Genomic DNA, 23,453 nt, shown 5'->3' with positions numbered 1-23,453 from the left:
TGCAAGTCAAATCCTTGCCTGATCTGCGGGTTGCATGCGCTAAGATGGGCTATGATGACTGATTCTGCGTCGATTTCCAGTTATGGCCAAGATCCACACCCACTATGACAACCTGAAAGTGTCGCGCATGGCGCCACAGGAAGTCATACGTGCTGCCTACAAGGCGCTCAGCCAAAAATACCACCCTGACAAAAATCCGGGTGACGAGAAGGCTGCGCGCATCATGGCCATTCTCAACAGCGCTTACGAGACCCTGTCCGATGTCCAGCGCCGCAAGGAGCATGACGAGTGGATCACCTCCGAGGAGTGGGAAATCGAATGGCTGGAGAGCACCCGTCACGAAGAGGGCCACAAGGCGCGTCACGACGGCAGCTGGCATCCGGAACACGTCCCTGAAACCGTGCACCGGCACCGGCGCCCACGCCGGCGCGACTGGCGCTTCTGGGGCGGCCTGGCGGCCTGCCTGGTGCTGGGCTGGGTTGGCGGCGCCACCATGGTGGCCGAGCCGCAGATGGTGGAAATGCTGAGCAGCGGCTGGGGCGGCAAGGGCGGCATCAACGCCAACGCCGCCACCACCGACGGCGCGCCTGCCGCTGCCCGCGCGTCGCACGGCCCGAAGGACCGGACTGAAGCGCGCGCCGAGCAGCGCGATGACTGGGCCACGGTGCGGCTGTCGGAATCGCACGCGGCCAAGCCATCGCCGATCAAGGTGGCTGCCATGTCGCAGGTGGTGCTGCCGAGCGCCGGCGCCGAATGCGATAGCGAAACCCAGACGCAAACGCTGGTGGCGCCGAATGGCGAGCCGTGGCCGACCCGTTCCGGCTATATGGAAGGTTTCCCGGTTGCCAACCGTGGCGACGACATGCAGCTGACGCTGGACAACAGCAGCAATAGTTCCGCCGTGTTCATCAAGGTGTATGACATGGAGCGCCGCTCGAATGTGCGCTATGCCTATGTGCTGGCGCATGACAAGCTGCTGGTCGACAAGCTGAGCAACGGCAAGTACGAAATCCGCTACCAGAACCTGGACATCGGCGCCAACCCGGGCGCCTGCTCCGACACCAGCCGCACCACCACCGCCAGCATGGAAACCGCCACGTCACCCGTCAACAACTAGTGCCGCATTGCATCGCCAATAAGAGTTGTCACAGGGGGGGAATCTGATTATCCTGAGGGTAACGACAGGAGATGTGTATGACCGATTCCAACGCCGCAGACGACAACTGGCTGATTGACGAAGACGAAGAAGAGCTTCCCGCCAGCGGTCTCGGCGCCCCGGACCAGCGTTTGTGGCGGGTACTGATTGTCGACGATGATGTCGATGTCCACGCGGTAACGCGGCTGGCGCTGCGGAATGTCAGTTTCAAGGGCCGCGAACTGGAACTGTTCTCGGCCTACAGCGGACGCGAGGCGTTCGACATCCTGCGCGACACGCCGGACATCGCGCTGGTGTTGCTGGATGTGGTGATGGAAACCGATGACGCCGGCCTGATCCTGGCGCGCCGCATCCGCGAAGAACTCCACAATGCGATCGTGCGGGTGGTGCTGCGCACCGGCCAGCCGGGCCAGGCGCCCGAGCAGCGCGTCATCATCGAATACGATATCAACGATTACAAGGCCAAGACCGAGCTGACCACGCAGAAGCTGTTCACCACGGTGATTTCGGCGCTGCGCGCGTACGAGAGCCTGAACATGCTGGAGCGCAGCCGCGTTGGCCTGGGCAAGATCCTGGCCGGCGCCACCAATCTGTACCAGATCCATTCGCTGCGCGAGTTCGCCTCCGGCGTGCTGAACCAGGTCAGCGCCATCCTCGACGTCGGTTCCGACGGCGTGCTGTGCCTGATGCAGGGCGATACCGGCGTTACCACCGTGGTGGCGGCCACCGGCCATTATTCCGCTTTGAACGAGGCTGAACTGATGCCGACCGCGCACCCGCTGTGGCCGACCATCGCCAAGGCGTTTGCCGAAAAGAAATCGCAGTTCGAGCATCCGGCCAATGTGCTGTTCATTCACACCCAGGAAAACCGCGAGGTGGCGATTTCGGTCACGCCGCCGTGGCCGCTGGCGCAGATCCAGCGCGACCTGCTGGAGGTGTTCTGCCAGCGCATTGCGGCCGCGTTCGACAACCTGTACATGTTCGGCCAGTTGCGCAAGGCGCAGGAGGCCACCGTGGTGGCGCTGGCCGATCTGGCCGAATTCCGCGACGCCGGCACCGGCGGCCATGTGCGGCGGGTGCAGCTGCTGTCGTCAACGCTGGCGCAGCGCCTGCATGAACGTGGTGCGTATCCGGACGAGGTGACGCCGCAGCTGCTGGAGATGATCGGCCTGGCGTCGATCCTGCATGATGTGGGCAAGGTGGCGACACCGGACCATATCCTGCTGAAGCCGGGCATCCATACGCCGGAAGAGCGCGCCGAAATGCAGCAACATGCGTCGGTCGGCAAGACCATTCTGGAGCGCGCAGCCAATATGGTGGATGGCGTCAGCTATCTGACGTATGGCGCGCAGATCGCCGGCGGCCACCATGAGCATTGGGACGGCAACGGTTATCCCAACCAGCTGAAGGGTCGCGAGATTCCGATTGCTGCCCGGATTGTGGCGGTGATCGACGTCTTCGATTCGCTGCTGCACGAACGGCCGTACAAGGAGCCGTGGCCGCACGCGGAGGCGGTGGCTTACATCAAGGACCGCGCCGGCAAGCAGTTCGATCCGGAGGTGGTGGCCGCGCTGCTGGAGATGATCGAGCGCGATCCCGCCATCGGCCGCACGCCCGCTTAAGCTTACGCCGCCGCCGCGCTGGCGGCGCGTACCATCGCTTCGAACTGCGCCACCGGCATCGGCCTGGCGAACAGATAGCCCTGCGCTTCATCGCACTGCTTGGCGCGCAGGAAGTCCCGCTGCGCCTGGGTTTCCACGCCCTCGGCGATCACTTCCAGCCCCAGCGAATGGGCCAGCGCAATGGTGGCTGCCACAATCACCGCATCATTCGGATCGCTCTCGATATCCTTGACAAAACCGCGGTCGATCTTGATGCGGTCAATCTCGAACAGCTTCAGGTAGCTCAGCGACGAATAGCCGGTGCCGAAATCGTCGATCGCTACCTTGATGCCGCGCGAACGCAGTTCGATCAGCAGCGCACGGCTGCGTTCCGGGTCCTGCATCGCCGCTGATTCGGTAATCTCCAGCTCCAGCAAGGCCGGATCGATGCCATGGCTGTGCAGCATGCGGTCCAGGTGCGGCAGCAGGCCGGGGCCGTGGCACTGGCGCGCCGACAGGTTGACCGCCAGCCGCAGGTGCGCCAGCTCCGGCACACGCCACGCATGCAGCAGCGTGCAGGCGCGTTGCAGCACCCAGTCGCCCAGCGGCAGGATCAGGCCCGACTCCTCGGCGATCGGAATGAAGCGGTCCGGCCCCACCATGCCCAGTTCCGGATGGTGCCAGCGCAGCAGCGCCTCGGCGCCGATGATGCGCTGGGTGGCCAGCTCCACCTGCGGTTGCAGATACAGCTCGAACTCGTCCTGTTCCAGCGCCTGCCACAGCCGGCTTTCCAGCAGCAGGCGTTCGTGGGTGGCGGTATTCATCGCGGCGGAGAAGAACTGGAAGTTGCCGCGGCCCTGGCTCTTGGCGGCGTACATCGCGGTGTCGGCGTGCCGCATCAGCGTGCCGCCGTCCTCGCCGTCGCTCGGGAACATGGCGACGCCGACGCTGGCGCCGCTGTGCACCGTCTTGCCGTTCAGGTGATACGGCGCGGTCAGCGCGTCGACGATGCGCACGGCAATGTTGGAGGCGTCGTCCGGCGTGATGGCGCCGTCGGTGACGACAATGAATTCGTCGCCGCCCAGGCGGGCGATGGTGTCCACCTCGCGCAGCAGCTCCTGCAAGCGCTGCGAGACGGCGACCAGCAGCAGGTCGCCGGTTTCATGGCCGTGCGTGTCGTTGATTTTCTTGAAGTGATCGAGATCGATGAACAGCACCGCCGCCATGCCGCCATTGCGGCGTGTCTGCGCCAGCAGCTGCTCCAGCCGCAAATTCAGCGACAGGCGGTTCGCCAGGCCGGTCAGCGTGTCGTGATGCGCCAGGCGGTGAATGCGTTGCTGTGCCACATGCTGCTCGGTCAGGTCATGCAGGATGGCGACAAACAGGTGTTCGTCCGGCAGTTCCACTTCCGACACCGACATCGCCAGCGGAAATTCGCTGCCGTCGCTGCGCCAGCCGGGCAGTTCGTATTCGTGGGTGACGCCGCAGGCGATCATGCGCAGCAGGCCGGCCGCGTCCAGGCCGGCCGCTTCGCCGACGCCGACCGGGATCAGGCTGTCCAGCGGCAGCGTCACCATCTTTTCCGGCGCATAGCCGAACAGGCGGCCGGCGGCGGCGTTGGCCGACATCAGCACGCCATTGCTGTCGATGGTGAGGATGGCGTCGGCTGCCTTGTTCAGGATCGCCTGCAGGCGCGCTTCGCGCTGGCGCAGGCGCGAGGTGGAGTCCTTGACCTCGGCCTGGATGCGGGCGCGCTCGCCGCTGATCAGCATCATCAAGGTGCCCAGCAGGCCGGTCAGCAGCAGGCCGCAGGTCAGCACGGTCCAGCTTTGCCAGCCGCGCTGCTGTTGCAGATAGGCCGGCGTGGGCGCCAGCGTCAGTTCGTAGATGCGGCCGCCGAAGTGCAGCTGGCGCTGGAAGTCGCCGTCGTCGGCAGCGCGGCCCAGCGTGTCCTGCACCACGCGGCGCGGGCTGTCATCGTCGGTGTCTTCAAAGCGCAGCAGGAAGTGCGGGAACTCGGAGCGCTTCAGCGCCTGGTTCAGGCAGGCGTCGAACTGCATCGAGATCAGCAGCGAACCGATCGCCTGGCGGTGGCTGCTGGGTGGATACACCGTTTGCAGCAACAGCAGGCCGGGACTGGCGGTGCCTGGAAGGAGGGCAAGCGGGGCGGTGGCGGTCGGCTGGCCGGACTGGATGGCGCGCTCCAGCGCGGCGCGGCGTTGCGGGTCGTGCAGGAAGTCCAGGCCCAGGTAGGCGCGGCTGACGGCCGGTTCGATGAAGGTGGAGACGAAGTAGCGCTCGCGCTGGCTGGCGATGATGAACCTGCCGTCGCTGCTGCGCTCGCGGATGCTGTAGTCGGGCGCGGCGTGCTGGCGTGCCCAGGCTTCGAAGGCGCCGCGTTCGCTGCCGGCCACCGGCGTCAGCCAGGCCATCGACAGCAGCTCGGGGCGCTGGTCGAGGTAGCCGTGCGCCAGGTTGCTGAAGTCCTCCGCCTCGATCGAGCGGCGCGGATCGTTGAGCGCCTTGGCCATCGCGTAGATGAAGCGCTCGTGCTCGCTGAACTGCGCCTGCAGCAGGTCGCCCGTCTGTTGCGCCTTGAGGCGGAAGGTTTGCATCTGCTGATTGCTTTCCCAGCGGTCGGCTTGCAGGTAGATGGCGATGAAGGCGCCGGCCGACAGCACCAGCGGCAGGCCGACCAGCGTGCGGCGGCGTGCCCACAGCGCGCGCGGGCGGCCGATGGCGATCCAGGTCAGCGGCGCCGCCAGCAGGATGCCGATGGTGTCGCCCATCCACCATGCGACCCAGTCGGCGGCCAGCGTTTCGCGTTGCAGTATGCCTAGCGCCATCATGCCGGACAGCGAGATCGTGCTGGACACCACGGTCACGCAGCTGGCCAGCAGGATGAAGCGCACCACATCGCGTCCGGAGCCGATCGCCTGGTCGATATAGCGGCGGAACAGCGTGCTGCCGACCCAGGCCTGCAGCGCGGCGCCGATGGCCGGCGCGCAGGCACCCAGCAGCGCCTGCTGGGTAATGCCGGCTGGACTCAGCCACGGATAAACCAGGTTGACTGACAAGGAACCCAGCGCCACCGCCGGCAGCAGGCGGGTGCCGCCAGCAACACAGGCGGCCAGCGCGATGCCGGCCGGCAGGAAGATGGGGGAGGCGTATCCCGGCGGCAGCGCCAGCAGCAGGCCGAGGCGGCCGGCGGCGACATACACGGCCCACAGGCCCAGGTTGGCGAACAGCAGGGTAAGCCAGCGACCGCTTCGATTATTCAAACCTAGGGCTCCAGAAGTTTCATTTCATCAATTAATTGTATAGGAAAACATGCAACGTAAAAACAACACTTGCACTTTCGCAGTCGGTGCGTTTAAAATCTCGCCCCGAAGCAGACGAACTGTTGACGCTACACCGACAAGGTGGAAAAAAAAGTTGACGGTTTCGAAAAATTGCTTCATACTCTGCGGTTCCTCGCGGAGGGGTGGCCGAGTGGTTAAAGGCGACGGACTGTAAATCCGTTCTCTCAGAGTACACTGGTTCGAATCCAGTCCCCTCCACCAAGTTTTGCAAAAGACTGAGTGGCGCAGCAAGTGAAATGAATTGAACCAATACCTCGCGGGTGTAGCTCAATGGTAGAGCTGAAGCCTTCCAAGCTTATGACGAGGGTTCGATTCCCTTCACCCGCTCCAGTGTTGTTGCAATCAGATACGCAAGTATCGCAGTTGTAAAGCGTAGTACCCCAAGCCCTTTTAGCTCAGTGGTAGAGCACTCCCTTGGTAAGGGAGAGGCCACGTGTTCAATCCACGTAAAGGGCACCAGAATACGCAGTACGGCAGTTCGGTAGCACTATCAAGACAGTTGGGCAGGGTTCCCTGCCAATCACACCAAATCGTTAGGAGTCTAAAATGGCAAAAGAGAAATTCGAGCGGACCAAGCCGCACGTTAACGTCGGCACCATCGGCCACGTCGACCACGGCAAGACCACCCTGACCGCTGCAATCGCAACCGTTCTGTCGAAAAAATTCGGCGGCGAAGCTAAAGCTTACGACCAGATCGACGCTGCACCAGAAGAAAAAGCACGCGGCATCACCATCAACACCGCGCACGTTGAATACGAAACCGCTGCCCGTCACTACGCTCACGTTGACTGCCCAGGCCACGCCGACTACATCAAAAACATGATTACCGGCGCAGCGCAGATGGACGGCGCGATCCTGGTGTGCTCCGCAGCTGACGGCCCAATGCCACAGACCCGCGAACACATCCTGCTGGCCCGTCAGGTTGGCGTGCCATACATCGTCGTGTTCCTGAACAAGTGCGACCTGGTGGATGACGAAGAGCTGCTGGAACTGGTTGAAATGGAAGTTCGCGAGCTGTTGTCGAAATACGAGTTCCCAGGCGACGACCTGCCAATCATCAAAGGTTCGGCACGTAAAGCACTGGACGGCGACACCGGTCCTCTGGGCGAACAGGCCATCATGCAACTGGCCGACGCACTGGACAGCTACATCCCTACGCCAGAGCGCGCAGTGGACGGCGCCTTCCTGATGCCAGTGGAAGACGTGTTCTCGATCTCGGGTCGCGGCACCGTGGTGACCGGTCGTGTTGAGCGCGGCATCATCAAAGTCGGCGAAGAGATCGAAATCGTCGGCATCATCGATACCGTCAAAACCACCTGCACCGGCGTGGAAATGTTCCGCAAACTGCTGGACCAGGGTCAGGCAGGCGACAACGTTGGTCTGCTGCTGCGCGGCACCAAGCGTGAAGACGTGCAACGTGGTCAAGTTCTGGCAAAACCAGGCTCGATCAAGCCGCACAACCACTTCACCGGCGAGATCTATGTTCTGTCGAAAGACGAAGGCGGCCGTCACACCCCGTTCTTCAACAACTATCGTCCACAGTTCTACTTCCGTACGACTGACGTGACCGGTTCGATCGAACTGCCAGCGGACAAAGAAATGGTTATGCCAGGCGACAACGTGTCGATCACCGTCAAGCTGATCAACCCGATCGCGATGGAAGAAGGTCTGCGCTTCGCAATCCGCGAAGGTGGCCGTACCGTCGGCGCCGGCGTGGTCGCCAAGATCCTGGGTTAATTCCCAGTTAGGCATCAAGATTGCCACCCGGGTGTCCGGGTGGTATAATCCGGATCCTTTGTAGTTTTAAGGTTTTATGTAGGGGCGTAGCTCAATTGGCAGAGCGTCGGTCTCCAAAACCGAAGGTTGGGGGTTCGAGGCCCTCCGCCCCTGCCACCGAATATGGTGCAGGGCACCGAAAGTAAAATATAAATGTCTAATCAATCCGTGCAGACCGTCAGCACGTCGAATGACAAGATTAAGGTTGTACTGGCGATCGCCATTGCAATCGTGGGCGTGATAGGGTTCTACTACCTGTCGGACAAACCAGCTCTGGTGCGCGCGGGCGCACTTGTGGCTGGTTTGGCTTTTGCCGTTTTGATCTTGTGGACTTCGTCGACTGGCCGTGATTTCCTGAATTTCGCCAAAGAAGCCGTTCGCGAGACGAAAAAGGTCGTGTGGCCTACCCGTCGCGAAGCAACCCAGATCACCGGCATCGTGTTTGCCTTCGTGCTGGTGATGGCGTTGTTCCTGTGGGGCACGGATAAGACCTTGGAATTCCTGTTGTACGACATCATTCTGGGCATACGAAAATAATGAGCGAAAATGTGCAAGACGACGCTCAGGGCCAGGCCCCTGAGCAAGATGCTGGCGCAGCGCCAATCAGCGTACCGGTGAGCAACAAGCGCTGGTACGTTGTACATGCGTATTCCGGCATGGAAAAAAGCGTGCAGCGTGCGCTGACCGAGCGCGTCGAACGCGCCGGCATGCAAGAGCAGTTTGGCCAGATTCTGGTGCCGACCGAAGAAGTGGTCGAAGTCAAGAACGGCCAGAAGTCGGTCACCGAGCGCCGTTTCTTCCCTGGCTATGTGCTGGTCGAGATGGAAATGACCGACGAAACCTGGCACCTGGTGAAAAACACCAGCAAGGTAACCGGCTTCATCGGTGGCAAATCGAACAAGCCTACGCCGATTCCTGCGCGCGAGATCGACAAGATCATGCAGCAGATGCAGGAAGGCGTCGAGAAGCCACGGCCTAAAGTGCTGTACGAAGTGGGCGAGCAAGTCCGTATCAAGGACGGTCCGTTCACTGACTTCAACGGCAATGTCGAGGAAGTCAACTACGAGAAATCGAAAGTGCGCGTCTCGGTCACCATTTTTGGCCGCGCAACGCCAGTCGAGCTCGAATTCGGCCAGGTCGAAAAAGTCTAACTACCGTTCGCCAGAACGGGCGACGGTGTCAAAACCCTAGTGCATCTGGCAAAAGAGGAGCCCCGCCCTGCAGAACACGCATGGTGGGGCGCTACTACTCATATCCAAGACAGGAGCCATCATGGCAAAGAAAATCATTGGTTTTATCAAGCTGCAAGTGCCAGCTGGTAAAGCAAACCCATCCCCTCCGATCGGCCCAGCGCTGGGTCAGCGCGGTCTGAACATCATGGAATTCTGCAAAGCGTTCAACGCGCAGACCCAAGGTATGGAACCAGGCATGCCGATCCCAGTCGTGATCACCGCTTTCGCCGACAAATCGTTCACCTTCGTCATGAAGACGCCTCCAGCGACCTTCCTGATCAAGAAACACTCGGGCATCACCAAAGGTTCGCCGAAGCCACATACCGACAAAGTCGGTAAGCTGACCCGCGCTCAAGCCGAAGAAATCGCGAAACTGAAAACCCCTGATCTGACCGCTGCCGACCTGGATGCTGCTGTACGCACCATCGCTGGTTCCGCACGTTCGATGGGCATTACCGTGGAAGGTGTGTAATCATGGCAAAACTGTCCAAACGCGCAAAAGCTATCAAAGCTAAAGTTGATACCACCAAGAACTACTCGTTCGACAACGCTGTTGCTCTGATCAAAGAACTGGCCACCGCCAAGTTCAATGAATCGATCGACGTGTCGGTACAACTGGGTGTGGATCCTAAGAAATCGGACCAGGTCGTTCGTGGTTCCGTGGTTCTGCCAGCCGGCACCGGTAAAACCGTTCGCGTAGCGGTATTCGCTTCGGGCGACAAGGCTGAAGCTGCTAAAGCAGCTGGCGCCGACGTGGTGGGTATGGAAGACCTGGCCGAGCGCGTCAAAGCCGGCGACATGCCTTTCGATATCGTCATCGCTTCGCCAGACACCATGCGTATCGTTGGTACCCTGGGTCAGATCCTGGGCCCACGTGGCCTGATGCCTAACCCGAAAGTTGGCACCGTTACCCCTGACGTCGCTACCGCCGTGAAAAACGCCAAAGCCGGCCAGGTTCAGTACCGTACCGACAAGGCAGGTATCATCCACGCGACCATCGGCCGTAAATCGTTTGCTGACGCCGACCTGAAATCGAACCTGAACGCACTGATCGACGCACTGAACAAAGCTAAACCAGCTTCGTCCAAAGGCGTGTACCTGCGTAAAGTGTCGATCTCGTCGACCATGGGCGCTGGCGTCCGTGTTGACCAGGCTACGCTGGCTGCGTAATACCGATGTTCCAGGTGCCGATACGCGTAGCGTGTTGGCCCCTGGCATCGCTGATTAAAAGTATTAAGTCCCTGAGCTTTACGGCTTGGGGCAGTTCTTTGGGATGGCTGCTGTGCAAGCAGCAGCCGCAATCAAAGACCGTTGGGCTGGATGCATCAGGTAGGCATCCGGTTAATTGAATGTTTCACCCAACGCAGATGGTGTTCCCGATCAAGTTTTGCAGTCCATTGGACTCCTAACCTCGGACGCCGTTGTTCGAACCGATGACCGGCAATTTCGCCGGACATCATTTAAGGAGATTGACCGTGGGTCTCAATCTGAATGACAAAAAGGCCGTCGTCGCCGAAGTTTCCGCAAAAGTAGCAACTGCGCAAACCATCGTCGTGGCCGAGTATCGTGGCATCCAGGTTGCTCACTTGACGCAACTCCGTGCCAAAGCGCGCGCTCAAGGCGTGTACCTGCGAGTGTTGAAAAACACCCTCGCTCGTCGCGCAGTTGAAGGCACGCAATTTGCCGCCCTGGCAGACAGCATGACCGGTCCACTGATCTACTCGATCTCGGACGATGCCGTTGCAGCAGCTAAAGTCATCAACGACTTCGCTAAAACCAACGACAAACTGGTCATCACTGCCGGTAACTTCGCAGGTAAACAGCTGGATAAAGCTGCTGTTGCTGCGTTGGCGAGCATTCCTAGCCGTGAAGTTCTGCTCTCGCAGTTGTTGGGCGTTATGCTGGCTCCGGTTTCGGGCTTTGCACGTGGTCTGGCTGCTCTGGCAGCGAAAAAATCCGAAGGCGCTCCTGCCGCTGCCGAAGCAGCCGCAGAAGAAGCCCCGGCAGCCTGATAGGCCGCTGTGTGCCGCCGTTCGCGGCGGCGCGGGTTTTTTATCAAGTAGCATTCTGATGTATTAACGAATCAAAAATTATTGGAGTTTCAAATGGCAATTAGCAAAGAAGACATCCTGAACGCAGTTTCCGAACTGTCCGTGCTGGAACTGAACGAACTGGTTAAACTGTTCGAAGAAAAATTCGGCGTTTCGGCCGCTGCAATGGCTGCTCCAGCAGCTGGCGGCGCAGCTGGCGGCGCAGCTGCTGCTGAAGAGCAAACCGAATTCAACCTGGTTCTGACCGAAGTCGGCGCGAACAAAGTTGGCGTGATTAAAGCAGTTCGCGAAATCACCGGTCTGGGCCTGAAAGAAGCCAAAGACGTGGTTGATGGCGCACCAAAAACCGTAAAAGAAGCTCTGTCGAAAGCTGACGCTGAAGCCGCTAAGAAAAAGCTGGAAGAAGCTGGCGCCAAGGCCGACCTGAAGTAATCAGTTGTACCGGCAGCTAACAGCTTACAGTTAGCGCCATGAGCCAAAGCAGCGGGTGGTTCCTCTTGAAAAAGGGGAAATATCCGGCTTTGGCTCCTTTGTCGTCTGTGTCGTATTTGTAGCGTTTCCCCAGCTACAGTTCCAATTGAATCAGCTGGAAATGGTAGAAGTTTCAGGTTTCGTCTGTGTGACAGACCGCCGGTAGCCATACAGGCTAAACCTGAAATTTTTTCCCTTTCTGTCACTCACGGAGTGTCCATGCACTACTCATTTACTGAGAAGAAACGCATTCGCAAATCATTCGCGAAGCGCGCCAACGTTCACAACGTTCCGTTCCTGCTGGCTACCCAGCTCGAGTCCTATCATAGCTTCCTGCAAGAAGACATCGCACCGTCGACGCGCAAGAACGATGGCCTGCAGTCGGCCTTTACCTCGATTTTCCCTATCGTTTCGCACAATGGCTTTGCGCGTCTCGAATTCCTGTCGTACGTGCTGGGCGATCCTGCCTTTGACGTCAAGGAATGCCAACTGCGTGGCCTGACGTTCGCGTCGCCGCTGCGCGCCAAGGTACGTCTGGTGATCCTGGACAAGGAATCGCCGACCAAGCCGGTCGTCAAAGAGATGAAGGAACAGGAAGTCTACATGGGCGAACTGCCCCTGATGACCTCCACCGGTTCGTTCGTCATCAATGGTACTGAGCGCGTTATCGTTTCGCAGCTGCACCGCTCCCCAGGCGTGTTCTTCGAGCACGACCGTGGCAAGACCCACTCGTCCGGCAAACTGCTGTTCTCGGCCCGTATCATTCCTTACCGCGGCTCGTGGCTGGACTTCGAGTTCGACCCGAAAGACATCCTGTACTTCCGCGTCGACCGCCGCCGCAAGATGCCGGTATCGATCCTGCTGAAAGCCATTGGCATGTCGCCAGAGCAGATCCTGGCGAACTTCTTCGTGTTCGACAATTTCCACCTGCGCTCGGAAGGCGCGGAAATGGAATTCGTCGCCGAACGCCTGCGCGGCGAAGTCGCGCGCTTCGACATCGTCGATCCGAAGACTGGCAAAACCATCGTCATGAAAGACAAGCGTATCAATGCCAAGCATGTACGCGACATCGACGCTGCCGGCCTGAAACACATCTCGGTGCCAGAGGATTACCTGCTGGGCCGCGTGCTGGCCAAGAACATTGTTGACGCGGATACCGGTGAAGTCATCGCCAACGCCAACGATGAGCTGACCGACGAAGTGCTGAACCGCCTGCGCGACAGCAATGTGGCCGACATCCAGACGCTGTACACCAACGATCTGGACCAGGGTGGCTATATCTCGCAAACCCTGCGCATCGACGACACCGCCGACCAGACCGCTGCCCGTATCGCCATCTACCGCATGATGCGTCCTGGCGAACCGCCAACCGAAGATTCGGTGGAAGCACTGTTCAACGGCCTGTTCTACAGCCCGGACCGTTACGACCTGTCGGCCGTGGGCCGCATGAAGTTCAACCGTCGCATCGGCCGTGATGAACTGACCGGCGCCATGACGCTGTCGAACGAAGACGTGCTGGCCGTGATCAAGATCCTGGTCGAGCTGCGCAATGGCCGCGGCGAAGTCGACGATATCGATCACCTGGGTAACCGTCGCGTACGTTGCGTCGGCGAACTGGCCGAGAACCAGTTCCGTGCCGGCCTGGTGCGTGTTGAGCGCGCCGTCAAAGAGCGTCTGGGCCAGGCAGAAGCCGACAACCTGATGCCGCACGACCTGATCAACTCGAAGCCGATCTCGGCAGCAATCCGCGAGTTCTTTGGTTCGTCGCAGCTGTCGCAGTTTATGGACCAGACCAACCCGCTGTCGGAAATCACGCACAAACGCCGTGTTTCCGCTCTGGGCCCTGGCGGTCTGACCCGCGAACGTGCCGGCTTCGAGGTGCGCGACGTGCACCCGACCCACTACGGCCGTGTGTGCCCGATCGAAACGCCTGAAGGCCCGAACATCGGTCTGATCAACTCGCTGGCACTGTATGCCCGCCTGAATGAATACGGCTTCCTGGAAACCCCGTACCGCAAGGTGGTGGACTCCAAGATCACCGACCAGATCGACTACCTGTCGGCGATTGAAGAAGGCCGTTACATCATTGCCCAGGCTAACGCCAAGATCAATGAATCCGGTCAGCTGGTCGACGAGCTGGTGTCGTCGCGTGAAGCCGGCGAGACCATTCTGGTGTCGCCAGAGCGCGTCCAGTATATGGACGTTGCGCCAGGCCAGATCGTGTCCGTTGCAGCGTCGCTGATTCCATTCCTGGAACACGATGATGCGAACCGTGCACTGATGGGCGCCAACATGCAGCGTCAGGCTGTGCCTTGCCTGCGTCCTGAAAAGGCGCTGGTCGGTACCGGTATCGAACGTACGGTTGCAGTCGACTCCGGCACCACCGTGCAGGCAGTCCGTGGCGGTATCGTGGATTACATCGATGCGGGCCGTGTAGTGATTCGCGTCAACGACGACGAAGCGCAAGCTGGCGAAGTCGGCGTCGACATCTACAACCTGATCAAGTACACCCGTTCGAACCAGAACACCAACATCAATCAGCGTCCGATCGTTGAGCGCGGCGACCGCGTGGCCAAAGGCGACGTCATCGCCGACGGCGCATCGACCGACCTGGGCGAGCTGGCACTGGGCCAGAACATGACCGTGGCCTTCATGCCATGGAATGGTCTGAACTTCGAAGATTCGATCCTGATCTCGGAAAACGTCGTGAAAGACGACCGTTACACTTCGATCCACATCGAAGAGCTGTCGGTAGTTGCTCGTGACACCAAGCTGGGCGCGGAAGAAATCACCCGCGACATCTCGAACCTGGCTGAGAACCAGCTGGCGCGTCTGGATGAGTCCGGCATCGTCTACATCGGCGCTGAAGTGCAGGCCGGCGATACGCTGGTTGGTAAAGTGACGCCTAAAGGCGAAACCCAGCTGACCCCGGAAGAGAAGCTGCTGCGCGCGATCTTCGGCGAGAAGGCTTCGGACGTTAAGGACACCTCGCTGCGCGTGCCTTCGGGCATGGTCGGCACCGTCATCGACGTGCAAGTGTTCACCCGCGAAGGCATCGTTCGCGACAAGCGCGCGCAACAGATCATCGACGATGAACTGAAACGCTTCCGCCTGGACCTGAACGACCAGATGCGTATTGTGGAAGGCGATGCCTTCCAGCGTCTGGAAAAAATGCTGATTGGCCAAGTGGTCAATGGCGGTCCGAAGAAGCTGGCCAAAGGCGCCAAGATCACCAAGGAGTACCTGGACGATCTGGACAAGTACCACTGGTTCGACATCCGTCCATCGGAAGACGCATCGGCAACCGCGCTGGAAGCGATCAAGGAATCGATCAACGAGAAGCGCCACCAGTTCGATCTGGCCTTCGAAGAGAAGCGCAAGAAGCTGACCCAGGGCGATGAACTGCAACCTGGCGTGCAGAAAATGGTCAAGGTCTACCTGGCCGTGAAACGCCGCCTGCAGTCGGGCGACAAGATGGCGGGCCGCCACGGTAACAAAGGTGTGGTCTCGCGTATCGTGCCGGTGGAAGACATGCCGCACATGGCCGACGGTACGCCGGCCGACGTGGTGCTGAACCCGCTGGGCGTTCCTTCGCGAATGAACGTTGGTCAGATTCTGGAAACCCACCTGGGCTGGGCAGCAAAAGGCCTGGGTATCCGTATCAGCGAAATGCTGGCGCAGCAGATCAAAGTGGAAGAGATGCGCAAGTATCTGACCACGGTCTACAACGAAACCGGCCGTTCGGAAGATCTGGACAAGTTCGACGACGAAGAGATCATGAAGCTGGCGTACAACCTGAAAAAAGGTGTGCCGTTCGCAACGCCGGTGTTTGACGGCGCGCATGAGTCGGAAATCCGCCGCATGCTGGATCTGGCCTACCCTGACGACATCGCTCACAATCTGGGCATGACGCCGTCGAAGAATCAGGTCACCATGTACGACGGCCGTACCGGCGAAGCGTTCGAGCGCAAGGTTACCGTTGGCGTGATGCACATGCTGAAACTGCACCACTTGGTTGACGACAAGATGCACGCGCGTTCGACCGGTCCATACTCGCTGGTAACGCAGCAGCCGCTGGGCGGTAAAGCCCAGTTCGGTGGCCAGCGTTTCGGTGAGATGGAGGTGTGGGCACTGGAAGCGTACGGCGCATCGTACGTGCTGCAAGAAATGCTGACCGTGAAGTCCGATGACGTGAATGGCCGTACCAAAGTGTACGAAAACCTCGTCAAGGGCGACCACGTGATCGATGCCGGCATGCCGGAATCGTTCAACGTGCTGGTGAAAGAGATCCGTTCCCTGGGTATCGATATCGACCTGGAACGCAACTAAGACACTGGCCGCCGCCCCGCTGGCTTTCGCCGGCGGGGCAGTTTAAGAATTCATCACTACCTGGAGTGATACATGAAAGCACTGCTCGATCTATTCAAGCAAGTACAGACGAACGAGACCTTTGACGCGATCAAGATCGGTCTCGCCTCGCCTGAAAAAATCCGTTCGTGGTCCTACGGCGAAGTTAAAAAGCCGGAAACCATCAACTACCGTACCTTCAAGCCAGAGCGCGATGGTCTGTTCTGCGCCAAGATCTTTGGCCCGATCAAGGACTACGAATGCCTGTGCGGCAAGTACAAGCGCCTGAAACACCGCGGCGTCATCTGCGAAAAATGCGGCGTTGAAGTCACGCTGGCCAAAGTGCGTCGTGAGCGCATGGGTCACATCGAACTGGCGTCGCCTACCGCGCACATCTGGTTCCTGAAATCGCTGCCGTCGCGTCTGGGCATGGTCCTCGACATGACGCTGCGCGATATCGAACGCGTGCTGTACTTCGAAGCATATGTTGTGACCGATCCAGGCATGACCCCGCTGAAGAAGTGCCAGATCATGTCGGAAGACGACTACGCCGCCAAGTACGAAGAGTACGGCGACGACTTCACCGCCTTCATGGGCGCTGAAGGTATCCGCGAACTGCTGCGCTCGATCGACATCCACCGCGATGCCGAAACCCTGCGCGTGGAACTGAAGGAATCGAAGTCCGAAGCCAAGATCAAGAAATACGCCAAGCGTCTGAAAGTGCTGGAAGCATTCCAGCGTTCGGGCATCAAGCCTGAGTGGATGATCATGGAAGTGCTGCCGGTGCTGCCACCGGAACTGCGTCCACTGGTACCACTGGACGGCGGCCGTTTCGCGACCTCGGATCTGAACGATCTGTATCGCCGCGTGATCAACCGTAACAATCGCCTGAAACGTCTGATGGAGCTGCGTGCTCCAGAGATCATCACGCGCAACGAAAAGCGCATGCTGCAAGAAGCAGTCGATTCGCTGCTGGACAACGGCCGTCGCGGCAAAGCGATGACCGGCGCCAACAAGCGTCCGCTGAAATCGCTGGCTGAGATGATCAAAGGTAAGGGCGGCCGTTTCCGTCAGAACTTGCTGGGTAAGCGCGTCGACTACTCGGGCCGTTCGGTCATCGTGGTGGGTCCACAGCTGAAACTGCACCAGTGCGGTCTGCCGAAGCTGATGGCGCTGGAACTGTTCAAGCCATTCATCTTCAACAAGCTGGAACTGATGGGCCTGGCGACCACGATCAAGGCCGCTAAAAAGCTGGTCGAGATTCAAGAGCCGGTCGTCTGGGACATCCTGGAAGACGTGATCCGCGAACACCCGATCATGCTGAACCGTGCACCAACCCTGCACCGTCTGGGCATCCAGGCTTTCGAGCCGGTCCTGATTGAAGGTAAAGCAATCCAGCTGCACCCACTCGTTTGCGCGGCATTCAATGCTGACTTCGACGGTGACCAGATGGCAGTCCACGTTCCGCTGTCGATCGAAGCACAGATGGAAGCCCGCACGCTGATGCTGGCGTCGAACAACATCCTGTTCCCGTCGAACGGCGAACCGTCGATCGTTCCTTCGCAGGATATCGTGCTGGGTCTGTACTACGCGACCCGCGAAGCGATCAATGCGAAGAACGAAGGCATGCTGTTCCCTGACGTGTCGGAAGTCATTCGTGCCTACGACAACAAGCAGGTTGAACTGACCACCCGTATCACGGTGCGTATCGTCGAGAATCCTAAGGATCTCGAAACGGGCGAGTTCGTCCGTACCGTTACCCGCTACGAGACCACGGTTGGCCGCGCCATCCTGTCGGAAATCCTGCCGAAAGGTCTGCCTTTCTCGGTGCTGAACCGCGCGCTGAAAAAGAAAGAAATTTCCAAGCTGATCAACACCTCGTTCCGTAAGTGCGGTCTGCGCGCGACGGTCGTGTTTGCTGATCAACTGATGCAGTCGGGCTTCCGCCTGGCAACCCGCGCCGGTATTTCGATCTGCGTGGACGACATGCTGGTACCGCCACAAAAAGTCACCCTGATTTCGGCTGCAGAGTCCGAAGTCAAACAGATCGAGCAGCAGTACGCTTCGGGTCTGGTGACCGCTGGCGAGCGTTACAACAAGGTAGTCGACATCTGGGGCAAAACCTCGGATGAAGTCGGCAAGGCCATGATGGACCAGCTGAAAGTGGAAGACGTCATCAAGCGTGACGGCACCAAGTCGACCCAGGAATCGTTCAACGCGATTTACATGATGGCTGACTCGGGCGCACGTGGTTCGGCTGCCCAGATTCGCCAGCTGGCGGGTATGCGTGGTCTGATGGCGAAACCGGACGGTTCGATTATCGAAACGCCGATTACCGCGAACTTCCGCGAAGGCCTGAACGTGTTGCAGTACTTCATCTCGACCCACGGCGCTCGTAAAGGTCTGGCGGATACGGCACTGAAAACCGCGAACTCGGGTTACCTGACCCGTCGTCTGGTCGACGTGACGCAAGATCTGGTCGTCATCGAAGATGATTGCGGCACCAGCAACGGCACCGTCATGAAGGCGATGGTTGAAGGCGGTGAAGTGATCGAAGCGCTGCGCGACCGTATCCTCGGCCGTGTGGCTGGCAATGACGTGGTCAATCCTGAAACCCAGGAAACCCTGTACGAAGCCGGCACGCTGCTGGACGAAGACATGGTTGAAGAGATCGAACGCGTTGGTATCGACGAAGTTAAAGTCCGTACCCCGCTGACTTGCGACACCCGCTTCGGCCTGTGCGCCAAGTGCTATGGCCGCGATCTGGGCCGCGGCATGCTGGTCAACTCCGGCGAAGCAGTCGGTGTGGTGGCAGCGCAGTCGATTGGTGAGCCGGGTACCCAGCTGACCATGCGTACCTTCCACATTGGTGGTGCGGCATCGCGTGCAGCAGTGGCATCGTCGGTGGAAGCGAAGTCGAACGGTACCATCCGTTTCACCTCGACCATGCGTTACGTCACCAACGGCAAGGGCGCGCAAATCGTCATTTCCCGTTCGGGCGAAGTGCTGATCACCGACGACCACGGCCGTGAGCGTGAGCGTCACAAAGTGCCGTACGGCGCGACCCTGATCGTCAAGGACGGCATGGTCATCAAGGCCGGTACGGCCTTGGCGACCTGGGATCCGCTGACCCGTCCGATCATCACCGAGTACGCTGGTACGGTGCGTTTCGAGAACGTCGAAGAAGGCGTGACCGTGGCCCGTCAGGTGGACGAAGTGACCGGTCTGGCTACCCTGGTGGTGATCGATGCCAAGCGTCGTGGTTCGCTGACCAAGACCCTGCGTCCACAGGTCAAGCTGCTGAACGAAGACGGCAACGAAGTGAAGATCGCCGGCACCGAACACGCAGTAGCGATCGGCTTCCAGGTTGGCGCGCTGATCATGGTGAAAGACGGCCAGTCGGTATCGGTGGGTGAAGTGCTGGCACGTATCCCGACCGAATCGCAGAAAACCCGTGATATTACCGGTGGTCTGCCGCGCGTTGCCGAGCTGTTCGAAGCACGTTCGCCAAAAGACGCCGGCATGCTGGCGGAAGTTACCGGTACTGTCGCCTTCGGTAAAGAAACCAAAGGTAAGCAGCGTCTGGAAATTACCGACATGGACGGTAACAAGCACGAGTTCCTGATTACCAAGGATAAACAAGTGCTGGTCCACGACGGCCAGGTAGTGAATAAAGGTGAGATGATTGTTGACGGCCCGGCCGATCCACAAGACATTCTGCGCCTGCTGGGTATTGAAGCGCTGGCACGTTATATCGTTGACGAAGTGCAGGACGTTTATCGTCTGCAGGGCGTGAAGATTAATGACAAGCACATTGAAGTCATTGTGCGTCAGATGCTGCGTCGTGTTCAGATCGTTAATGCTGGCGACACCAACTACATCGTTGGCGAGCAAGTTGAGCGTTCGGAACTGCTGGATGAAAACGATCGTGTAAATGCAGAGAACAAGATTCCTGCAACCTACGAAAACGTTCTGCTGGGTATTACCAAAGCGTCGCTGTCGACTGACTCGTTCATCTCGGCTGCATCGTTCCAGGAAACCACCCGCGTGCTGACCGAAGCGGCGATCATGGGCAAACGCGATGGTCTGCGTGGCCTGAAAGAAAACGTCATCGTTGGTCGTCTGATACCAGGCGGTACCGGTCTGGCCTTCCACCGCGCTCGTAAAGAGAAAGAGCAGTGGGAAGTCGAAGAGCGTCAAGCTCTGCTGGCAGCTGAAAAAGCCGCCATGTCCGGCGGCGATGTGGAAGCGACCGAAACGGTTGCTCCGCACGACGGCGAAGCGTAATTTAATACGCTGAGTAAAAAACGGCACCTTCGGGTGCCGTTTTTTTTCGCCTATTTAACCAGACAGCTTTGTGATGGTTCACGCCTGACTGCTATTTTCACTGGTGCGGCCCCAGGTTCGCTTTGAAATACTTCGAGCTGGCAGGCATTATCGCTGATGGAATAGCGAATAATATGCAGCAAGCCAGCAGCAGGAATAAATGCATATTCGCCTTCGCAGGTATAAGTAGCGACTGCTCCGTGCATCCGTGCCTGAATATAAAAGAACGTTTCTTTATCTGCGGGAATACGGAATTGTTTTACATGCGTGACATCAATCTCAGTGCGCCGCCCACAAAATCCTTCCTGGCCTATACTGAAGCGGTCGGCATCACCCACCAGGGCAATGACGGCTTTACTGGCCGGCTCTTGCGCCAGGCTTGGGAGGGACAGGGCGCTGGCCAGTAGCATGGGGATAAGTCGTAAGGACATATTGCCGTGATGAAAGTGAGGGTGCTGCATTATCGAACGGCATTGCAATAAAGGCAATCGGTACGGATGTAAATATGTCGTGTCTCCCTCTATATGCATGCCAGCAAATAGTTCGTTCATGCTAAGATTTGGCTATGATTGCACAAGCCCTCTTCACTCCCGCCCAGCAAAAACTGCTGGGCTTGCTGTTTGTACGTGTCAACCAAGGATTTCACCTGAATGAAATCATGCGCTTGACCGGCCTGGGCAGCGCTTCGGCGCAGCGCGAGTTGAAGCGCCTGCATGAGTCGGGCGTCATCGTGTCTGAGCGGATCGGCAATGTACGCCGTTTCAAGCCGAACAAGGACTGCATCGTCTTTGGCGAACTCAGCGGCCTGGTGAAGAAAACCTTCGGCCTGGTCAGCGTATTGAATTCTGCGTTGGCACCATTGCAGCACGTGCTGAATGTGGCGTTTGTGTATGGCGCCAGCGCCAAAGAGCAGGAGAATATGGATACGCCGGTTGAGTTATTGCTGATCGGCGATAACACCAGCTATGGTGAATTATTATCCCGGCTGCCGGTGGCCGAGCGTTTATTACGCCGCAAGATTAATCCCAATCTTTATTCCATTCCCGACTTTAAGCGTCGCTTGCGCGAACAGCAGCCGTTTATTCTGGAAGTGTTACGCGGTCAAAAGATTTATGTATTGGGAGATGAAACCGATTTGGAGAAAGTCAGCGGCGAAGAGTTTAACCAGCTGGCAGGCTGATTAAAATACAGGTATATTTACCTGCCTTGGATTCACATTGAATATTGCCGCCAAACGCGGTAATCACTTTCTGGCAGAACGCCAATCCCATTCCCGTGCCGCCGGTGCTGTAAAACGGTTCAAATACGTGCGGCAATATATCCTCGGGAATACCCGCGCCGGTATCCATGACCATTAATTTCCGGTCCGCCAGCCTGATCTCCACTTCCCCCCGGCCGGCCACCTTGATCGCATGCAGTGCGTTCTTGAACAGGTTGTACAGCACATAGACCAGCAGCACGTCCGATCCAAAAAAGGTGAAGTCGTTACTGCCGCGCACCCGCACCTTGTCACGCATCGCGCTTTCAAACGGATAGCTGGCCAATGCCTCGTCAACGCATTTCTTGGCAGAGTAATTGGCAAAATCACCACGGTCGAGCGCGCCGGCGCGCGCCGAGGCCAGCATCATGTCGACAATAAAATTTGAGCGACTGGTTTCCTTTTCCATGTGCTGGCCCAGCCCTGCCAGATAGTGTAGTTGCGGCGCCGTCAGCCCGGCCGGGATCAGCCCATGCGCCAGCGCGCTGTGGTAGCCGGCCAGCAGTTCCGGCATGGCGCGTGTCAGCATGCGCGACTGGTTGCGGAGGGTCGCCAGTGGCGTGCGCATCTCATGGGCGATCGTGGCCGCTACTTCCAGCGGGTCCGCCAGCAGGTTGTGCCGCACCATGGCCTGGGCAATCAGCCCCAGGCTGGCGGCGACAAACAGCACGCCGGGTGGGTAAAACTCCATGCCGTAGTTGCAAAGATAGTCCACCGAGGCGAAGAAATAGATCAACAGGCTGACCAGGCAATAGCGCAGGCGCGCTTTATCGGTCGATACCGCCTGCCGCTGGCGCCGGTACAGCAGCCACAGCCCGCGTCCCACCACCAGCGCTGTTTGCAGCAGATGCAGTGGATGCAGGGGCCCTGCCTTGGGATAAAAGCCGAAGAAGTAGGGATACAAGCCATCGACCAACGCGTCGCTGGTCAGCAGCAGCACACCTAGCAGGCTGGCGGCGACATAGGACAGCGCCACCCAGCGCCGCTCGCCATGTTGGCCGGTCAGCTCGGTGATGAAATGGTATAGCGTGGTCGGCAGGAACAGTATCAGCAAATAGCCCAGCCTGGCCAGCGATAGCGCGACTTGAGGCTGGTGCATCTGGAACAGGATGGCCCAGGTGAATTGCCAGCAGAAGGTGGTCATGCATAGCAGGAAGAAGGTCAGGCTGATGCGGTTCACCCCACGCGACCGTAGCACATAGGCGCCATAGCACAGGAACAGCACGGAGACCACGGCGGGCAGGAGGGAATGCATGGCGCTGCTCCGGATGAGTGAGCGGAGCGCCAAGTATTGCGCGGGCAGAAGCGATTCGCTTGAATATCGCAACAGCGTTTGCGACAGATCAAACTTCCGCTACGCCAACTCCCGCCTAGTGAAGTTACCCGGTTGCCGGGTCACCACTTACTCAAGGAGTTACATCATGCTGATGCACGTTACCGCCCAGACCTTCACCCATACGCTGACTATTTACCTGAAGGACTCGAATGCCTATGGCAATACGTATTTCGCGCGCTACTTCGAATGGCAAGGCATCTGTCGCGAAAAATGGTTCTTCGACTGCATATCTCCCGATATGTTACAGAAGGAGGGCGTTTTTATTACCAAACACGCGGAGCAGGAATATTTGCAGGAGACTTTCCCTTTTCAGGATGTTTCCTGTGAATTGAACGCTTATGACGTCAGGAAGTGCTCGTTTTGGCTGGAGTTCCGCTTTTATGCGGACAGCAGGCCGGTTTCCGTTGGACGCCAGCAGATCGTATTTGCCGGCCATGACCGCAAGATCAAAGCGCTGCCGACGCCGGTGATCGCGTTGATCCAGCAATACGTGAAGTAAAAAAAGCGGGCCGCGCAGGCCCGCTTTTCGGCTTGCTT

Annotated in this window: 16 protein-coding genes and 4 tRNA genes; 17 read left to right on the top strand and 3 right to left on the bottom strand. The window is 58.8% G+C overall.

Annotated elements, in window-relative coordinates; translation table 11 throughout:
• Nucleotides 1–82 precede the first annotated feature (82 nt).
• The gene (locus tag BLS51_RS13015) at nt 83–1,117 is read left to right on the top strand and encodes a J domain-containing protein (protein WP_090189261.1); all 1,035 of its coding nucleotides are present in this window, start codon (nt 83–85) and stop codon (nt 1,115–1,117) included.
• A gap of 77 nt (nt 1,118–1,194) precedes the next feature.
• Nucleotides 1,195–2,778, top strand: coding sequence for a DUF3369 domain-containing protein (locus BLS51_RS13010; RefSeq protein WP_090189263.1), 1,584 nt, complete (start codon nt 1,195–1,197; stop codon nt 2,776–2,778).
• Between the two features lie 2 nt (nt 2,779–2,780).
• Here BLS51_RS13010 and BLS51_RS13005 read toward each other — a convergent pair whose 3' ends face one another.
• Entirely contained in the window at nt 2,781–6,038 is a 3,258-nt protein-coding gene (locus tag BLS51_RS13005) for an EAL domain-containing protein (RefSeq protein WP_090189265.1), read from the bottom strand.
• Nucleotides 6,039–6,235: 197 nt separating this feature from the next.
• Between BLS51_RS13005 and BLS51_RS13000 the strand changes: the two genes are divergently transcribed.
• The 13 genes from BLS51_RS13000 (at nt 6,236) to rpoC (ending at nt 20,283) form a co-directional block, all read left to right on the top strand.
• Nucleotides 6,236–6,320, top strand: a tRNA-Tyr gene (locus BLS51_RS13000).
• A gap of 55 nt (nt 6,321–6,375) precedes the next feature.
• Nucleotides 6,376–6,449: transfer RNA gene (locus tag BLS51_RS12995), tRNA-Gly, on the top strand.
• A gap of 54 nt (nt 6,450–6,503) precedes the next feature.
• Nucleotides 6,504–6,578 (top strand) — tRNA-Thr (locus tag BLS51_RS12990).
• 87 nt (nt 6,579–6,665) lie between these two features.
• Nucleotides 6,666–7,856, top strand: a complete 1,191-nt coding sequence (tuf, locus tag BLS51_RS12985; protein WP_090285741.1) for an elongation factor Tu — start codon at nt 6,666–6,668, stop codon at nt 7,854–7,856.
• Between the two features lie 80 nt (nt 7,857–7,936).
• A tRNA-Trp gene (locus BLS51_RS12980) sits at nt 7,937–8,012 on the top strand.
• Nucleotides 8,013–8,048: 36 nt separating this feature from the next.
• Entirely contained in the window at nt 8,049–8,432 is a 384-nt protein-coding gene (gene secE, locus BLS51_RS12975; protein WP_090192332.1) for a preprotein translocase subunit SecE, read from the top strand.
• On the top strand, nt 8,432–9,046 hold the full coding sequence (gene nusG, locus BLS51_RS12970) for a transcription termination/antitermination protein NusG (RefSeq protein ID WP_090192333.1): 615 nt from the start codon (nt 8,432–8,434) through the stop codon (nt 9,044–9,046). Before secE ends, nusG begins: the two co-directional genes overlap by 1 nt.
• Nucleotides 9,047–9,167: 121 nt before the next feature.
• A complete protein-coding gene (rplK, locus tag BLS51_RS12965; RefSeq protein WP_090192334.1) occupies nt 9,168–9,599 on the top strand; it encodes a 50S ribosomal protein L11 in 432 nt (143 codons plus the stop codon).
• Nucleotides 9,600–9,601: 2 nt separating this feature from the next.
• Nucleotides 9,602–10,297, top strand: coding sequence for a 50S ribosomal protein L1 (gene rplA, locus BLS51_RS12960; protein ID WP_090192335.1), 696 nt, complete (start codon nt 9,602–9,604; stop codon nt 10,295–10,297).
• Nucleotides 10,298–10,602: 305 nt separating this feature from the next.
• A complete protein-coding gene (rplJ, locus tag BLS51_RS12955; RefSeq protein WP_090192336.1) occupies nt 10,603–11,139 on the top strand; it encodes a 50S ribosomal protein L10 in 537 nt (178 codons plus the stop codon).
• 93 nt (nt 11,140–11,232) lie between these two features.
• Nucleotides 11,233–11,610 carry a 50S ribosomal protein L7/L12 gene (gene rplL / locus BLS51_RS12950; protein ID WP_090192337.1) on the top strand — a complete coding sequence of 126 codons (378 nt, stop codon included), beginning with the start codon at nt 11,233–11,235 and terminating at the stop codon, nt 11,608–11,610.
• 258 nt (nt 11,611–11,868) lie between these two features.
• Entirely contained in the window at nt 11,869–15,978 is a 4,110-nt protein-coding gene (gene rpoB, locus BLS51_RS12945) for a DNA-directed RNA polymerase subunit beta (RefSeq protein WP_090192338.1), read from the top strand.
• Between the two features lie 72 nt (nt 15,979–16,050).
• Nucleotides 16,051–20,283, top strand: a complete 4,233-nt coding sequence (gene rpoC, locus BLS51_RS12940) for a DNA-directed RNA polymerase subunit beta' (RefSeq protein WP_090192339.1) — start codon at nt 16,051–16,053, stop codon at nt 20,281–20,283.
• A 50-nt stretch (nt 20,284–20,333) separates the two neighbouring features.
• Here the strand turns inward: rpoC and BLS51_RS29325 are convergent, their stop codons facing one another.
• Nucleotides 20,334–20,873 carry a hypothetical protein gene (locus BLS51_RS29325; RefSeq protein ID WP_139168698.1) on the bottom strand — a complete coding sequence of 180 codons (540 nt, stop codon included), beginning with the start codon at nt 20,871–20,873 and terminating at the stop codon, nt 20,334–20,336.
• 14 nt (nt 20,874–20,887) lie between these two features.
• Here BLS51_RS29325 and BLS51_RS12930 point away from each other — a divergent pair, with 14 nt between their 5' ends.
• A complete protein-coding gene (locus BLS51_RS12930; protein ID WP_090192341.1) occupies nt 20,888–21,502 on the top strand; it encodes a helix-turn-helix domain-containing protein in 615 nt (204 codons plus the stop codon).
• Here the strand turns inward: BLS51_RS12930 and BLS51_RS12925 are convergent.
• Nucleotides 21,483–22,835 carry a sensor histidine kinase gene (locus BLS51_RS12925; RefSeq protein WP_090192342.1) on the bottom strand — a complete coding sequence of 451 codons (1,353 nt, stop codon included), beginning with the start codon at nt 22,833–22,835 and terminating at the stop codon, nt 21,483–21,485. The two genes, BLS51_RS12930 and BLS51_RS12925, sit on opposite strands and share 20 nt — an antisense overlap.
• Between BLS51_RS12925 and BLS51_RS12920 the strand changes: the two genes are divergently transcribed.
• Nucleotides 22,834–23,415 (top strand): acyl-CoA thioesterase, encoded by a 582-nt coding sequence (locus BLS51_RS12920; protein ID WP_175472572.1) that lies wholly within the window; start codon nt 22,834–22,836, stop codon nt 23,413–23,415. The genes BLS51_RS12925 and BLS51_RS12920 overlap by 2 nt on opposite strands.
• The last annotated feature ends 38 nt before the right edge of the window (nt 23,416–23,453 follow it).

Origin of the sequence: Duganella sp. OV510 (assembly GCF_900100205.1) — a bacterium.
In the GTDB taxonomy this organism is placed as follows: domain Bacteria; phylum Pseudomonadota; class Gammaproteobacteria; order Burkholderiales; family Burkholderiaceae_D; genus Rugamonas.
The sequence above is the reverse complement of the archived record's forward strand: the minus strand, read 5'-3'. Positions and strand labels throughout refer to the sequence as shown.

What these genes read in the sequence shown, in the direction of transcription:
- BLS51_RS13015 (WP_090189261.1), top strand. Translation starts at nt 83, where the DNA reads ATGGCCAAGATCCACACCCACTATGACAACCTGAAAGTGTCGCGCATG.
- BLS51_RS13010 (WP_090189263.1), top strand. Translation starts at nt 1,195, where the DNA reads ATGACCGATTCCAACGCCGCAGACGACAACTGGCTGATTGACGAAGAC.
- tuf (WP_090285741.1), top strand. Translation starts at nt 6,666, where the DNA reads ATGGCAAAAGAGAAATTCGAGCGGACCAAGCCGCACGTTAACGTCGGC.
- secE (WP_090192332.1), top strand. Translation starts at nt 8,049, where the DNA reads ATGTCTAATCAATCCGTGCAGACCGTCAGCACGTCGAATGACAAGATT.
- nusG (WP_090192333.1), top strand. Translation starts at nt 8,432, where the DNA reads ATGAGCGAAAATGTGCAAGACGACGCTCAGGGCCAGGCCCCTGAGCAA.
- rplK (WP_090192334.1), top strand. Translation starts at nt 9,168, where the DNA reads ATGGCAAAGAAAATCATTGGTTTTATCAAGCTGCAAGTGCCAGCTGGT.
- rplA (WP_090192335.1), top strand. Translation starts at nt 9,602, where the DNA reads ATGGCAAAACTGTCCAAACGCGCAAAAGCTATCAAAGCTAAAGTTGAT.
- rplL (WP_090192337.1), top strand. Translation starts at nt 11,233, where the DNA reads ATGGCAATTAGCAAAGAAGACATCCTGAACGCAGTTTCCGAACTGTCC.
- rpoB (WP_090192338.1), top strand. Translation starts at nt 11,869, where the DNA reads ATGCACTACTCATTTACTGAGAAGAAACGCATTCGCAAATCATTCGCG.
- rpoC (WP_090192339.1), top strand. Translation starts at nt 16,051, where the DNA reads ATGAAAGCACTGCTCGATCTATTCAAGCAAGTACAGACGAACGAGACC.
- BLS51_RS29325 (WP_139168698.1), bottom strand. Translation starts at nt 20,873, where the DNA reads ATGAACGAACTATTTGCTGGCATGCATATAGAGGGAGACACGACATAT.
- BLS51_RS12930 (WP_090192341.1), top strand. Translation starts at nt 20,888, where the DNA reads ATGATTGCACAAGCCCTCTTCACTCCCGCCCAGCAAAAACTGCTGGGC.
- BLS51_RS12920 (WP_175472572.1), top strand. Translation starts at nt 22,834, where the DNA reads ATGGCGCTGCTCCGGATGAGTGAGCGGAGCGCCAAGTATTGCGCGGGC.
- BLS51_RS12925 (WP_090192342.1), bottom strand. Translation starts at nt 22,835, where the DNA reads ATGCATTCCCTCCTGCCCGCCGTGGTCTCCGTGCTGTTCCTGTGCTAT.